A 14,036-nucleotide genomic window follows, 5' to 3' on the forward strand; every position below is an offset into this window, starting at 1 on the left:
AATAGAACATGGATTATCAATTAGATCTGGACTGGAACGATTTTTTGCAACGTTATTGGCAAAAGCGTCCGGTGATTCTGAAGCGCGGCTTCAAAAACTTTATCGATCCGATCTCCCCGGATGAGCTGGCCGGGCTGGCGATGGAAAACGAAGTGGACAGCCGTCTGGTCAGCCACCAGGACGGCCGTTGGCAGGTTGCGCACGGCCCCTTCGAGAGCTTCGACCACCTGAGCGAAAACAACTGGTCGCTGCTGGTGCAGGCAGTGGACCACTGGCATGAGCCTTCCGCCGCGCTGATGCGCCCGTTCCGCCAACTGCCGGACTGGCGGATGGATGACCTGATGATCTCCTTCTCGGTGCCGGGCGGCGGCGTCGGCCCGCACCTCGATCAGTACGACGTGTTCATCATTCAGGGCACTGGCCGCCGCCGCTGGCGCGTCGGGGAAAAAACGCCGCTGAAACAGCACTGCCCGCACCCGGATCTGCTGCAGGTCGAACCGTTCGACGCCATCATCGACGAAGAGATGGAGCCGGGCGACATTCTCTACATTCCGCCGGGCTTCCCGCATGAAGGCTACGCGCTGGAAAACGCGCTCAACTACTCGGTGGGCTTCCGCGCGCCGAACGGCCGCGAGCTGGTGAGCGGCTTCGCCGATTACGTGCTGGCGCGCGAGCTCGGCAGCAAACGCTACGGCGATCCGGACGTTAAACTGCGCGAACACCCGGCGGAGATCCTGCCGCAGGAAGTGGACGCCTTACGGCAGATGATGCTGGATCTGGTGCAACAGCCGGAACACTTCCAGCACTGGTTCGGCGAGTTTATCTCCCAGTCGCGCCACGAGCTGGATCTGGCGCCGCCGGAGCCGCCGTATCAGGCCGGGGAAATCTACGAACTGCTGCAACAGGGTGAAGCGCTGCAGCGCCTGGGCGGATTGCGCGTGCTGCGCATCGGCGATCGCTGCTTCGTCAACGGTGAACTGATCGACACCGACCAGCTGCAGGCCGCAGACGCCCTGTGCCAGCACTTCAGCGTCGATGCCACTTTGCTCGGCGACGCGGTGGACGATCCGTCGTTCCTGGCGCTGCTGACCGCGCTGGTCAACAGCGGCTATTGGTATTTTAACGACTGATTGCGAGTACGCGAACAAGCCACCCTATCGGGTGGCTTTTTTTTATGCTTGCCGCGCCTGCGCGCGAAAACCGGCCAGCGCTTCATTCGCCATGCCCGCCTGCTCCGCCGCCGCGCAAATCTGCCGCCAGGTATTGACGTCTATCGGTATGCCCTGCTCCAGCCGCGCCGCGCGGTTGGCCTCTTCCCATTCTCCCGGCACCGCGATCGGCTGTTCGCCGCTCGGCGGCGACGCCTTCACCCAGCCGATAAACGCTTCGGCCTCGGCCTGCATTTGCGGGGCGTCGAAGGCCTGAGGATCGAGGATCAGGGTCGTCATGCAGTTGAAGATGGCGTCGCTCTCGGCTTTCAGCGTGGCGTCGTGGGTGGTGCGGCCGCCGGAGAGCGCGCCGCCGAGGATCTCGCACATCGCCGCCAGCGCATAGCCTTTGTGCAAGCCGAACGGCAGCAGCGAACCGAACGGCGCTTCATGCATCACCTTCGGTTCGGCAGTTGGCTGCCCGTGTTCGTCGATCAGATAGCCCGGCGCCACCGACAAGCCTTTGTTATAAGCCACCCGGGTCTTGCCGAAGGCGATGCCGCTGGTGGCGAAATCCAACAGCAGCGGCGTGCGGCCCGGCCGCGGGAAAATGGCGCAGAACGGGTTGGTGCCGAAGCGGCGATCGCTGCCGCCGAACGGCGCCACCATCGGATCGCCTACCACGTTGACGAAGTGAATCGAGATAAAACCGGCGCGGGCGCACTGTTCAGCCCAATGGCCGATGCGGCCGATATGGTGCGCGTTGTGCAGCGCCACCGCCGCCAGGCCCAGCTTGCCGGCGCGTTCAATGCCCAGCGCCATCGCTTCGCTGGCCACCACCTGGCCGAAGCCGCGCGCGCCGTCGAGCGTCAGCACCGCGCCGGCGTCGCGCACCACCTCGGCATGCTGATTGAGCTGCAATTGCCCCTGCGCCAACGACGCCATGTAGCTGGGGATCATGCCGACGCCGTGCGAGTCGTGCCCGGCCAGATTGGCCTGCACCAGATGCTCGGCCACCAGCTCGGCTTCACGCGCCGTGCTGCCGGCCTGGCGCCAAATCGCCTGAACGAACTGCGCCAAATGCGGGCTGGCGATGCGATATTCGGTGCTCATCATGCGGTCCTTATGCGTGGGGAATAGGCTTCAACACTATGAGCAACGCCTTGTTGCGGCAAGCGATTATGATAATCGCAAGCGTCCCGTTTTAACTATGGTATCCGCACGTTAGCCCAGGCGACGAAAAGAGCGGGCGCCGCTACTTTAGCCACCCGGCACAAGGCTCAGGTTATGGCGCCCCCACCAGCCAAAAAAGAAAACCCCCAACAAAATTTCGTTTGCTGGGGGTTAAAGATGCACTAATCAGACCATAACTATGGCTATTCGATACCGTATTTTTTCTCGGTTACAAATTTCGGCTCTTTCCAGTTGGGGCCTTTTTTAACAAGCATTTTGTCACCCCATTCAATAACGCCATTCTGACGTAACTGTTCGAACACCCGTCTGAATTCACCATTCCCAATTACTGTAAAATTATGGCGACTAAAGAATCGATCCATTTGGGGATAACCAAACCCATCCTCATTTCTCACCAAAAAGGCAATGACGTCAGAAATTTTTTCTTCTTTTGCCAAGCGTTCTAAATCAATCATTTTAGCATCCTCAACTCTTGTTGTTCAGCAGCGTCTAAAGCCTCCTGCGTATAGAGCAAAGTCTCGCTGTTGCCTAATTGATAATCTTCCAACGTCGCAGTATGCGTATTATTCCACACTTCCCCTTGATTATCTGGCACCGATCCATCTCTAATACCCAAATTGCGATAACGCTCCAATTCCCTGATCTCATGTGTATAAAATCGCCTGTCAGTATCGGTGGGAGGCAGTTCTCCCTTCAAGATTTTTTCCAGGCGGCCGATCATCACTTTGTTAGCGTCTGACTCTGTAAAACGCCCAGTATGCAGCTTCACCTTATCCACGCCGGCACGGTCGATGCTGGCCCCTTTCCAATCCAGATTCTGGATGGGGCCCCCAGCTTTATTGGTGTTGTATTCACGACCGCTGTATTTGCCCCTGGCGTTGGTTTCACCATAGGGCTTGTTCACCATCACATAGATGGCCTCTACACCAATCTCCGTCGCATCCGGCTGCCACAGGATAAAGTCTTGCAGATCCTGCACCACATCCGCCGGGAAGGTGGTGACCACGATGCTGTCCGCCTGCCTGATGCCGGTGCCGGTATGCACTGGCGATTTAGGCCCCGGTGAGCCGTTGCCGGTATGCGCCGGCGCGGCTGGCCCGGTCGGCACCGGGTTGATCAGTATCGTTCTGGCCGGTGCGCCTGCCACCGCCGGCAGCGTGATTTTGTCCAGCCCCGTCAGCTCATCGCGAACGGGTCTGAATACCGGCACACTCGGCGATACGCCGCCACCCCCCGTCCTGACAAAGTTGACGCTCTGTCTCCCGTCGTCGTCGGTGGTGATAAACCCGCGCACCGGCAAATCGACCGAGGTCATGCCGGGCTGGATGGTCGCCCGGCCCGCTGCCGCCAGGCTCGCCTGGAGGGCAAACAAATTGACATCCCGCCCGGGTACCCGGTCGCTCCCTGCACCGACCTCCGACGGGTAGAAACCAAGGGCAAAAGTCCCCAGCACCGATCCGGCGGCGACCACAGTGCCGGCGCGTATACTGCCAATTTCGTAGGCTGCCCGCCACGACGCGCTCGCTGCCCAGCCGGCCAGTTCGCTCGTGGTCGTCATCACGCCTTGCCCGATTACCGACGTCTGCAGCATCGCGGGCGCACGGTTGAGCACCATGGCACCTGCTGCCGCCAACGCCGCATTGGCCGCTTTTAGCTTTTCCGGCGTATACGCCGGAGCGTCCATAATACCCGCTTTGGCGAACAACGCTTTTCTGGCTGCTTCTACCTTGCGTGCATCTTCCGCCTTTCGGGCTTCCTCGGCTTTGCGAGCCTCCTCAGCTTTACGAGCTTCTTCGGCTCTGCGAGCCTCTTCCGCCTTTCGGGCCTCCTCAGCTTTACGGGCCTCTTCGGCCACTTCTCGTTCTACCTGCTTAAATTGTTGATAGGCTGAGGTTAAAGAAGGCACTTCGACATTACGTTGTCGATACCCTGTGCGATCGCTCCCTTTGCCGCCGCCGCTGATCTCATACTGCTCCGTAATTTCTGTCATCACCCTATTATTATCAAGCCAGAAACCCGGTGGGATTGTTCCATTAAGCACCTCGGAATAGGTGGCTAATGACGCCTTATCCTCTGCGGCAGAATTACTGCCATTATGGTTTCCATTAGGAACACCTTGATAATTTCCGATTCCATGTCCGGTATCTATATTCCCTGAGAACCCGACTCCACCTTGATTAGGGAACCCCATGCCTAGTACGTTTTTAACCTGTGAAACGGATGCGATAGCGTTGCTAACGGCAGCTTCCTCCGAGCTTCTAATTCCATCAACACTCACTTGTACTCTGCCGGTATAATCAACACCACTAAGGTAAACCTTTGCGTAAGGCGCCACCGCACGCACTTTTTTTTGTAACTCTTTCAGCACATTATTAAAGTTGACGTCACTTAAAATGGCGTTCATCTGTCGCTGCATGGCTGCCGCCTGGGTGTTCCCACTGCTGCTACTGTCTCTGCCGCCATTACCGTTCGAGCCGCCTGGCGTCGAACCATCAGGTCGAGCATTGAGATTATCGCCGCTGCCGCCCATATAATCTCCAGCGGTAGGACCATGGCCATTCAGTTCCTGTGGCATATTATTTTCTCCTGGATATTACTATTCCATCAGATGCACTGAAGGCGATTTATTCCCTTTCGGAAAAGCATCAACACACAGAAATATTTCTGCGTCGCTGGACTCTCAATTTTATTTCCGGCTCACAGAGATTGAATAAATCGCCGTTTCATTATTGTTATTGGTCGAGAATTTTGCCTTCCAACGCCGCCAACCGCGATTCCAGCGTTTCTCGGGCCGCTCGTTCTTCCTTAAGCGCCTCAACCAACAGCGCTACCACGCCGTTGATATTGATGCCCCGCGCATCCTTCAGCACGCTGCCGTCATTAAGTTTTAATTCGGTTTGGGTGACCGACTGCGGCAATACGCTCTCCACTTCCTGAGCGATCACCCCGGCCTCCGGTACGCCCTGTTTGAGGTAGGTGTAGCCGCCGATATTGGCCAGCTTGTCCAATGCGCCGGCAATCTGGGTGATGTCCGTTTTCATGCGGGCGTCGGAGCTGCTGTGCCAGGCGCCGTTGGCAAAAGCGTTACCGTCGTTATGGAAAGCAAACCAGCCATCTGCCCCGGTGTTAGCAACGCGGAATACAAGCTTATGGTGGGAACCAAGGATTTCATGGTGGTATACGCTAACATATCTGTCCTGGTGGCCTTGCAGGTGCAACCCATTAGTGACACGCCCAGTGTTGTTATCAACGCTTTTGTTTCCCTGTGCTGAAATCCATCCATCGGGATTGCGTTTGATCAGTTGCCCCACCGAAAGCTCAGCGTTAGCTCTGACCTGGAGTTCATTCCAGTTTCCCTGCCAGTCACGATAAGAGATCACACCCAAATTATCCTTGCCAGGAATAACACGAGTCCCCATTACAATGGATGAGGTGACTCCGCCACCGGTGAAATCACTTTTGACAGACGCAGAGTTATAGACTTGCCCATTGATGAGGGAGGCCGGGCCGGTGGTCACCGCGGAAATACCGGCATTGTGTGAAACCGTTGCTCCGCCTGAGATATCAACACCATTAAGCAACGCAACCCTGCCGGAAGAGAGGTTAAATCCGAAAGGACGTAATGTGCTCCACTGCCCGCTCTGAGCCTGTCCTTCAAGCGTGGCCAGCATATAAAAGTTTTGGCCGTCGTTACGCAGCATCACGCCGGTATTGCCATTTGCCAGCCGAAAACCATTGGCCGATTTGGAGACGATTTCACCGTCGCTGACCACGCGCTGGCGCAGCGTAGACAGCGATTTCAGTTCGGTAATATCGTCGTTAACGCCGTTAATCACCTGAGCATTTTTCTTTTCTTCTGCCATGATTGTTACCCTCTTACGTCCTGTTTGATGGCGGTTAACAGCGCTCATTCCCCCAGCATCCCCTGGCGACTGGGCTCACCACACCGAAGCTGTAAAACCGGTTAAGCACACAGCAACGCTGTACGTATAACCAGCACTTTATCTCGAAGGATAATAGGATTCCCTCACCGCGGGTTGTGTGGTGAACGAAACAACCATGAGACTGGGAACCGTAAAGAGAACAGAAGAAGATAACGGCGGGCGCGCTGAGCCCCGCCGGGCGGATCAGAAAAGGGAATGCGGGCCGGCCAAGCCGGCCGGGGAACGAAGGTGTTTACCGCGCCCGCTCGGCGGCCAGCGCCGCGATGCGCATGATCACCGCCACCGCTTGCTCCATGCCTTCCAGCGTCACGAACTCGTGCTTGCCGTGGTAGTTGTAGCCGCCGGTGAACAGGTTCGGGCACGGCAGGCCGCGGAACGACAGCTGCGCGCCGTCGGTGCCGCCGCGGATCGGCTTCATCACCGGTTCGATGTCGCAATCGCGCATCGCCTGCTGCGCCAGCGCGATCACGTGCGGGTGCTCCGCCACCTGTTCGCGCATGTTGTAATAGCTGTCTTCGATGCTCACTTCGATATAGCAATCGCGCGGCAGACCTTTGCCGACCTCGCGAGCGATGTCCACCATCTTGCGCTTGCGCGCCTCGAACCCTTCGCGCTCGAAGTCGCGCAGAATGTAGTGCATTTCGGCGCGCTCCACGCTGCCCTTGATGCTGCTGAGATGATAAAAGCCCTGGTAGCCTTCGGTGGTCTCCGGCGCTTCGTCCGCCGGCAGCGCCTGATGAATGCGGGTCGCCAGCGACAGCGCGTTGACCATCACTCCCTTGGCGCTGCCGGGGTGTACGCTGTTGCCGAGGATTTTGATCGTCACCGAGGCGGCGTTGAAGTTTTCGCACTCCAGCTCGCCGACGCCGCCGCCGTCCACCGTGTAGGCCCATTCCGCATTGAAGGCCGCCACGTCGAACAGCTGCGCCCCCTTGCCCACCTCCTCGTCCGGAGTGAAGGCCACGCGGATGTCGCCGTGCGGGATCTTGCGCGCGCGCAGGCGCACCATGGCGGTGAGGATCTCGGCGATGCCCGCCTTGTCGTCGGCGCCCAGCAGCGTTTTGCCGTCGGTGGTGATCAGCGTCTGCCCCAGCATTTGGTGCAGGATCGGGAACATCACCGGCGACAGCACTTCATCACCGATGCCGAGCGCAATGTCGCCGCCGCGATAGTTCTCGACGATCTGCGGATTGACGTGTTTACCGCTGAAATCCGGCGAAGTATCCAGATGGGCGATGAAACCGACCGCCGGCACCGGCCAGGCGACGTTACCCGGCCAGGTGCCCATCACGCAGCCGTGTTCGCTGAGCGACACCCGCTCGAAGCCGAGCGCGATCATTTCCTGCTGCAATGCACGCGCCAGCTTCAACTGCCCGTCGGTGCTCGGCACATGCTTTACGTTCGCTTTGGACTGGGTGTCGAAAGAGACGTAGTTGAAAAAGCGGTCAAGTAATTTGTCCATGGTAGCGGCCCCTCAGAATATCGCGTTTCATTATGCGGAACCGATCAGGATCAAATATTGCGTCAGGTCATTTTTAACCAGAATTCGCCAATATCATTAATCTTTGTGATGATTTCTGAGGGGAATAATGCTGTCATCACAGGGTCATTTGTCGCTATCATAATGAAAAACGCGGCATCTGGGCCGGATCGGCTTTCAATTCCGGCATTCAGCGTCTATCATGCGCGCTCGAAAAATTTCCATTGGCGTAACTGGTTTGAGCTTCATTTGATCAGCGGGCATTCCCGCAAGCTCCGGCAGTCTTTTCCAGTTACGGTTCTATCTGCATTAGCCCACGGGATAGAGTAATACGATAAATGACTGAGACATCCTCTCCGACTCCCCTTGTTGAACTGCATGCCCTGAGCAAAGCGTTCGATGGCAAAACCATCATTGCCGATCTGGATCTGACGATTAACCACGGCGAATTCCTCACCATTCTCGGCCCCTCCGGCTGTGGCAAAACCACGGTGCTGCGCCTGATCGCCGGTCTGGAAGACGCCGATGTGGGCCGCATCGTGCTCGACGGCCAGGACATCACCGCCATTCCGGCCGAACATCGCCACGTCAACACCGTGTTTCAAAGCTACGCTCTGTTTCCGCACATGTCGGTGTTCGACAACGTCGCCTTCGGCCTGCGCATGCAAAAGGTGCCGGCGGCGGAACTGACGCCGCGCGTCGAAGAGGCGCTGCGCATGGTGCAGCTGGACGACTTTGCCAAGCGGCGGCCGGGCCAGCTCTCCGGCGGCCAACAGCAGCGCGTGGCCATCGCCCGCGCGGTGGTCAACAAGCCGAAGGTGCTGCTGCTGGACGAATCGCTGTCGGCGCTGGACTACAAGCTGCGCAAGCAGATGCAGAACGAACTGAAAGCGCTGCAGCGCAAACTGGGCATCACCTTCGTGTTCGTCACCCACGATCAGGAAGAGGCGCTGACCATGTCGGATCGCATCGTGGTGATGCGCGAAGGCCGCATTGAGCAGGACGGCACGCCGCGTGAGATCTACGAAGAGCCGAAGAACCTGTTCGTCGCCAGCTTCATCGGCGAGATCAACATCTTCGACGCGGTGGTCCTGCAACGCCTCGATCCGCAGCGGGTGCGCGCCAACGTGGAAGGCCGCGAGTGCGACATCTACGCCGATCTGCCGGTAGAGCCGGGCCAAAAGCTGAAGGTGCTGCTGCGTCCGGAGGATCTGCGGGTGGAAGAAGTGAACGACAGCGCGCAGCACGACGGGCTGATCGGCTACGTGCGCGAGCGCAACTACAAAGGCATGACGCTGGAATCGGTGGTCGAGCTGGAGAGCGGCAAAACGGTGATGGTCAGCGAGTTCTTCAACGAAGACGATCCGGACGTCGATCACTCGCTCAATCAGAAGATGGCGGTAACCTGGGTTGAAAGCTGGGAGGTGGTGCTGGCCGATGAAGAAATCGCGTAAAGTCTTCCAGAATGTGGTGATCGTCGGCGTCGTCGCCTGGCTGTTGCTGTTCGTGTTCATGCCGAACCTGATGATCATCGGCGCCAGCTTCCTGACCCGCGACGACGCCAACCTGGTGCAGATGGTGTTCACGCTGGACAACTACCGGCGCTTGTTCGATCCGTTGTACGCCCAGGTGCTGCTGCACTCGCTGAACATGGCGCTGATCGCCACCCTGTGCTGCCTGGCGATCGGCTATCCGTTCGCCTTTATCCTGGCGCGGTTGCCGCAGAAGGTGCGGCCGCTGCTGCTGTTTCTGCTGATCGTGCCCTTCTGGACCAACTCGCTGATCCGCATCTACGGCCTGAAGCTGTTTCTCAGCACCCGCGGCTATCTCAACGACGCGCTGCTGTGGATCGGCGTCATCGACAAGCCGCTGCGCATCATGTACACCTCGGAAGCGGTCGTCCTCGGCCTGGTGTATATCCTGTTGCCGTTTATGGTGATGCCGCTCTACTCCAGCATCGAAAAGCTCGATAAGTCCTGCCTGGAGGCGGCGCGCGACCTCGGCGCCAGCAAGCTGCAAACCTTTATCCGCATCATCGTGCCGCTGACCATGCCGGGCATTATCGCCGGCTGCCTGCTGGTGGTGCTGCCGGCGATGGGGCTGTTTTTCGTCGCCGATCTGATGGGCGGCGCCAAAAACCTGCTGATCGGCAACGTGATTAAAAGCCAGTTCCTCAATATCCGCGACTGGCCGTTCGGCGCGGCCACCAGCATCTGCCTGACGCTGGTGATGGGGCTGTTGCTGCTGGTTTATTACCGGGCCGCACGCCTGCTGAACAAGAAGGAGGATCTGGCATGATCGGACGTCTGCTGCGCGGCGGCTTTATGACGCTGGTATACGCCTATCTGTATATCCCGATCGTCATCCTGATCGTCAACTCCTTCAACGCCTCGCGCTTCGGCATCAATTGGCAAGGGTTTACCACCAAGTGGTACAGCACCCTGCTGAATAACGACAGCCTGCTGCAGGCCGCGGGCCACTCGCTGACCATGGCGGTGCTCTCCGCCACCTTCGCCACGCTGATCGGCTCGCTGACCGCGGTGGCGCTGTACCGCTACCGCTTCCGCGGCAAACCGTTTGTCGGCGGCATGCTGTTCGTGGTGATGATGTCGCCGGACATCGTGATGGCCATCTCGCTGCTGGTGCTGTTCATGCTGCTGGGCATTTCGCTCGGCTTCTGGTCGTTGCTGTTCTCGCACATCACCTTCTGCCTGCCGTTCGTGGTGGTGACCGTCTACGCGCGCCTGAAAGGCTTCGACGTGAAGATGCTGGAAGCCGCGCGCGATCTCGGCGCAAGCGAGTTCACCATCCTGCGCAAAGTCATCCTGCCGCTGGCGATGCCGGCGGTGGCGGCCGGTTGGCTGCTGAGCTTCACCCTGTCGATGGACGACGTGGTGGTCTCCTCCTTCGTCACCGGGCCGAGCTACGAGATTTTGCCGCTGAAGATCTACTCGATGGTGAAAGTCGGCGTCTCGCCGGAGGTCAACGCGCTGGCCACCATTTTGCTGCTGCTGTCGCTGGTGCTGGTGATCGCCAGCCAGTGGGTGATGCGCGATCGCTCGCCCAAGGCCGAGTAACCCTTCCCGCCGGGCGCTGCGGCGCCCGGTTGTGATCCCCTTCACAACCGGCACCGGTTGTCACTCCCTGACCATCGGTGCCTATTTCCGCCCCGCCGATTGCAGCGGCGAAAACTTCCCCCTATAACTGAACTCAGGCAAGGTGCCTTATTTTTTCTCGCTTCCAGGGAGTTTATTCAGCAACGTCGTCATCCATTAAAATATAAAAAGGAACTGCCATGAAAGGTATTATCGATAATATCTTAAGCAAGCTGCAGCTTTTCTCCAAAGCCATGATGGGGCCGATATTTTTCCTGCCGGTAATCGGTCTGATCCTGGCGCTCAGTTCTATTCTCACCAATGCCACATTAATCAATGAACATTCCGCCGTCTTTTCTATCGGTAAAATGATCGGCGATACCTTCTGGCCATTATTCGGCAACCTCGGGCTGATTTTCTGCATCGGCATTACCTACGGCCTGGCCAAAGACAAGAAAAGCGAAGCGGCGCTGGTCGCCGTGATGTGCTTTATCATGTTCCTCGGCGCCAATTCTTCTTATCTGCAATTCAGCGGCCACGTCGCGGCCAAGATCAACGGCGAATATTACGGCACCGGGCAGACGGAGTTGCTGGGTTTTACCGTGGTGGATATGGGCATTTTCCTTGGTCTTATCCTCGGCGTCACCATCGCCTGGGTGCATAACCGCCTGTGCAACGTCGAACTCAACGGCGTGTTCTCGGTCTACGGCGGCGCCAAGCTGGTGCTGATTGCCATGACGCCGATCATCATGCTGTACGCCGTCGCCTTCAGCTACCTGTGGCCGGCGATCTCACAGGGCCTGATCGCGCTGACCGGCTTTATGAAAAGCGCCGGCTCGCTCGGGGTATTCGTCTACGGCTTCTTTGAGAAATTCCTGATCCCCACCGGGCTGCACCACTTTATCTGGTCGCCGTTCCAGCTTACCAGCATCGGCGGTTCGATCGTGCAGGACGGCCAGACCGTCTCCGGCTCGCAGGCGATTTTCCTGGCCTATATGCGCGACCCGAGCATCTCGCCGCTGATGAACGAAGCGCTGCGCTTCTCGCAGCAAGGGATGGTGACCATCTTCGGCCTGTCGGGCGCGGCATTGGCTTTCTATCACACCGCCAAGCCGGAAAAGAAAATGCTGGCCAAGGCGATTCTAATCCCGGCCATCACCACCTCGATCCTGGTCGGCATCACCGAGCCGATAGAGTTCACCTTCCTGTTTATCTCTCCGCTGCTGTGGGTGATCCACGCCGTGTTGACCGCGCTGTCGCAGGTGGTCTGCAACCTGTTCCAGGTGCGCCCCTGGGGCGCCAGCGGGCTGGTCGAGTTCCTGGCCTATAACCTGCCGCTGCCGGTTTCCCTCACCCGCTGGCCGCTGTACGTGGTCATCGGCCTGGTGCAGTTTGCGGTGTATTACCTGGTGTTCAAAACGCTGGTGCTGAAGCTCAATCTGAAGACGCCGGGTCGTGAAGATGATCAGGACGTCAGACTCTATTCCAAACAGGATTACCGGAACCGCAAAAATACCCCGGGCGAGCCGAGCGGCATCATTATTCGCGCGCTGGGAGGCAAGGAAAACATTATTTCCGTCGATAACTGTTTTACCCGACTGCGGGTGGAATTAAAGGATATGACGCGGGTGGATGAAGCCGCGTTAAAAAGCACCGGCGCCAAAGGCGTAGTGAAGAATCGCCGTGAAGTGCAGGTAATTTACGGCGTCACGGTCGGCAAGGTCAAAAATCAGGTAGAAAAATATTTAGCGACACTCTAACGCTTTATTAATGGGAGATATCGAATGAAATTAACCGTTCTCGGCGGCGGCGGCGTGCGTTCCCCGTTCCTCGCCAAATCCATCGCCTATAACGCCCATCGCATCGGCATTACCGAAGTGGTGTTTATGGATACCGATGAGCGCCATCTGGCGATCTACGGCGCCCTCGCGCAGGGCGTATTCCAGCGCATTCGCGGCGACATTGCTTTCAGCCTCAGCAGCGATCCGCGCCAGGCGCTGCAAGGCGCCGACTACATCATCACCACCCTGCGCATCGGCGGCGAGGAAGGCCGCATCCATGACGAGCGCATCGCACTCAATCACCAGTTGCTCGGGCAAGAAACCACCGGCGCCGGCGGCTTCGCCATGGCGATGCGTTCGATTCCGGCGATCCTCGACTATTGCCGCCTGATCGAACAGGTTTCCTCACCGGACGCGGTCCTGTTCAACTTCACCAATCCTTCCGGCATGGTGACCGAGGCGATCATCAAATCCGGCTTCCAGCGCCGGGTCTATGGCATCTGCGACGCCCCCAGCGAGTTTATCCGCGAACTGGCCGAGCTGCTGGGCTGCCGCGAAGACCAACTGAGCGTCGACTGCTTCGGCCTCAACCATCTTTCCTGGTTCCGCAATGCGCGCGTCAACGGCGAACCGGTCACGGAACGGTTGCTGGCGGATCCGCGCCTGTATCGTGATACCTGCATGAAATACTTCTCGCCAGAGTTGGTGGCGCTGTCGGACAATTTGATGCTCAACGAGTATCTCTATTATTACTACTATCGTGAGCAGGCGATCGCCGCCATCGTCGCGGGCGGCGAGACCCGCGGCGAACAAATCGCGGCGATCAACCGCCAAATGCTGTCAGAGTTAGGCGAGCTGGACATCCCCCACCAGTTGGAACACGCCTTCTCTGTCTATTTCAGCCATTATCTGCAGCGCGAAAACTCCTACATGCAGCGCGAGTCCAACCAGGGCAAGGTGAAAACGCGCGAGATGCTGACGCTGCAACAGTTTATCGAGCAGCCGGACAGCGGCGGCTATGCCGGGGTGGCGATCGACATTCTGGAGGCGGTCAACAGCGGCCGGCAAAAACGCGTGGTGGTGTCGATGCAAAACCGCGACACGCTCGATTTTCTGCACCCGGATGACGTGATCGAAATCAGCTGCGAATTGAGCAGCGCCGGCATTCAGCCGGTCAAAATGCGCGATATTCCCGACACCCAGAAAAACCTGATTTCGCAGGTGAAAGAGTACGAACGGCTGGCGGTGGCGGCGATCCTGACCGGCAACCGCCAACTGGCCATCAAAGCGCTGATGGTGCACCCGCTGGTCAACTCCTACTCGCTGGCGAAAACGCTGGTGGAGGAGTACCTGCAGGCCCACCGCGCGTATGCCGGGCACTGGCGCTAAACGAC

General features: G+C 58.3%; 12 protein-coding genes. 7 read left to right on the plus strand and 5 right to left on the minus strand.

The genetic code is table 11. The features are described 5' to 3' along the window. Window positions 1-8: 8 nt before the first annotated feature. The gene (locus tag ACOWVD_RS06445) at window positions 9-1,130 is read left to right on the plus strand and encodes a cupin domain-containing protein (protein ID WP_044031419.1); all 1,122 of its coding nucleotides are present in this window, start codon (window positions 9-11) and stop codon (window positions 1,128-1,130) included. A gap of 42 nt (window positions 1,131-1,172) precedes the next feature. Here the strand turns inward: ACOWVD_RS06445 and ACOWVD_RS06450 are convergent, their stop codons facing one another. The 5 genes from ACOWVD_RS06450 to pepT all read right to left on the minus strand — a co-directional run bounded on the left by ACOWVD_RS06450 (window position 1,173) and on the right by pepT (window position 7,748). Next, window positions 1,173-2,261: a malate/lactate/ureidoglycolate dehydrogenase gene (locus ACOWVD_RS06450; RefSeq protein ID WP_049240223.1), complete on the minus strand. Its 1,089-nt coding sequence runs from the start codon at window positions 2,259-2,261 to the stop codon at window positions 1,173-1,175. Between the two features lie 263 nt (window positions 2,262-2,524). Then, entirely contained in the window at window positions 2,525-2,797 is a 273-nt protein-coding gene (locus ACOWVD_RS06455; protein ID WP_015377598.1) for a hypothetical protein, read from the minus strand. Beyond that, a complete protein-coding gene (locus ACOWVD_RS06460; protein ID WP_421105507.1) occupies window positions 2,794-4,917 on the minus strand; it encodes an S-type pyocin domain-containing protein in 2,124 nt (707 codons plus the stop codon). Before ACOWVD_RS06460 ends, ACOWVD_RS06455 begins: the two co-directional genes overlap by 4 nt. A gap of 157 nt (window positions 4,918-5,074) precedes the next feature. Continuing rightward, window positions 5,075-6,205 carry a tail fiber domain-containing protein gene (locus tag ACOWVD_RS06465; RefSeq protein WP_164095008.1) on the minus strand — a complete coding sequence of 377 codons (1,131 nt, stop codon included), beginning with the start codon at window positions 6,203-6,205 and terminating at the stop codon, window positions 5,075-5,077. 313 nt (window positions 6,206-6,518) lie between these two features. Further along, window positions 6,519-7,748, minus strand: coding sequence for a peptidase T (gene pepT, locus ACOWVD_RS06470; protein WP_004941154.1), 1,230 nt, complete (start codon window positions 7,746-7,748; stop codon window positions 6,519-6,521). Window positions 7,749-7,805: 57 nt separating this feature from the next. Here pepT and ACOWVD_RS06475 point away from each other — a divergent pair, with 57 nt between their 5' ends. From ACOWVD_RS06475 to ACOWVD_RS06500, 6 genes are all read left to right on the plus strand, one after another. Next, a complete protein-coding gene (locus ACOWVD_RS06475; RefSeq protein WP_421105508.1) occupies window positions 7,806-8,096 on the plus strand; it encodes a hypothetical protein in 291 nt (96 codons plus the stop codon). Window positions 8,097-8,104: 8 nt separating this feature from the next. Next, window positions 8,105-9,220 (plus strand): spermidine/putrescine ABC transporter ATP-binding protein PotA, encoded by a 1,116-nt coding sequence (potA, locus tag ACOWVD_RS06480; RefSeq protein WP_004941151.1) that lies wholly within the window; start codon window positions 8,105-8,107, stop codon window positions 9,218-9,220. Continuing rightward, window positions 9,204-10,064 carry a spermidine/putrescine ABC transporter permease PotB gene (gene potB, locus ACOWVD_RS06485; protein ID WP_004941149.1) on the plus strand — a complete coding sequence of 287 codons (861 nt, stop codon included), beginning with the start codon at window positions 9,204-9,206 and terminating at the stop codon, window positions 10,062-10,064. Before potA ends, potB begins: the two co-directional genes overlap by 17 nt. Beyond that, window positions 10,061-10,843: a spermidine/putrescine ABC transporter permease PotC gene (potC, locus tag ACOWVD_RS06490; RefSeq protein ID WP_421105509.1), complete on the plus strand. Its 783-nt coding sequence runs from the start codon at window positions 10,061-10,063 to the stop codon at window positions 10,841-10,843. Before potB ends, potC begins: the two co-directional genes overlap by 4 nt. Window positions 10,844-11,061: 218 nt before the next feature. Further along, complete coding sequence (locus tag ACOWVD_RS06495) at window positions 11,062-12,621, plus strand: PTS transporter subunit EIIC (protein ID WP_049240226.1); 1,560 nt, start codon at window positions 11,062-11,064, stop codon at window positions 12,619-12,621. A 24-nt stretch (window positions 12,622-12,645) separates the two neighbouring features. Continuing rightward, entirely contained in the window at window positions 12,646-14,031 is a 1,386-nt protein-coding gene (locus ACOWVD_RS06500) for a glycoside hydrolase (protein WP_048323015.1), read from the plus strand. Window positions 14,032-14,036: the final 5 nt, after the last annotated feature.

Origin of the sequence: Serratia sp. SA088, assembly GCF_049065515.1 — a bacterium.
GTDB classification, from domain to species: Bacteria; Pseudomonadota; Gammaproteobacteria; order Enterobacterales; family Enterobacteriaceae; genus Serratia; species Serratia nematodiphila.

What these genes read in the sequence shown, in the direction of transcription:
- ACOWVD_RS06445 (WP_044031419.1), top strand. Translation starts at nt 9, where the DNA reads ATGGATTATCAATTAGATCTGGACTGGAACGATTTTTTGCAACGTTAT.
- ACOWVD_RS06450 (WP_049240223.1), bottom strand. Translation starts at nt 2,261, where the DNA reads ATGAGCACCGAATATCGCATCGCCAGCCCGCATTTGGCGCAGTTCGTT.
- ACOWVD_RS06455 (WP_015377598.1), bottom strand. Translation starts at nt 2,797, where the DNA reads ATGATTGATTTAGAACGCTTGGCAAAAGAAGAAAAAATTTCTGACGTC.
- ACOWVD_RS06460 (WP_421105507.1), bottom strand. Translation starts at nt 4,917, where the DNA reads ATGCCACAGGAACTGAATGGCCATGGTCCTACCGCTGGAGATTATATG.
- ACOWVD_RS06465 (WP_164095008.1), bottom strand. Translation starts at nt 6,205, where the DNA reads ATGGCAGAAGAAAAGAAAAATGCTCAGGTGATTAACGGCGTTAACGAC.
- pepT (WP_004941154.1), bottom strand. Translation starts at nt 7,748, where the DNA reads ATGGACAAATTACTTGACCGCTTTTTCAACTACGTCTCTTTCGACACC.
- potA (WP_004941151.1), top strand. Translation starts at nt 8,105, where the DNA reads ATGACTGAGACATCCTCTCCGACTCCCCTTGTTGAACTGCATGCCCTG.
- potB (WP_004941149.1), top strand. Translation starts at nt 9,204, where the DNA reads ATGAAGAAATCGCGTAAAGTCTTCCAGAATGTGGTGATCGTCGGCGTC.
- potC (WP_421105509.1), top strand. Translation starts at nt 10,061, where the DNA reads ATGATCGGACGTCTGCTGCGCGGCGGCTTTATGACGCTGGTATACGCC.
- ACOWVD_RS06495 (WP_049240226.1), top strand. Translation starts at nt 11,062, where the DNA reads ATGAAAGGTATTATCGATAATATCTTAAGCAAGCTGCAGCTTTTCTCC.
- ACOWVD_RS06500 (WP_048323015.1), top strand. Translation starts at nt 12,646, where the DNA reads ATGAAATTAACCGTTCTCGGCGGCGGCGGCGTGCGTTCCCCGTTCCTC.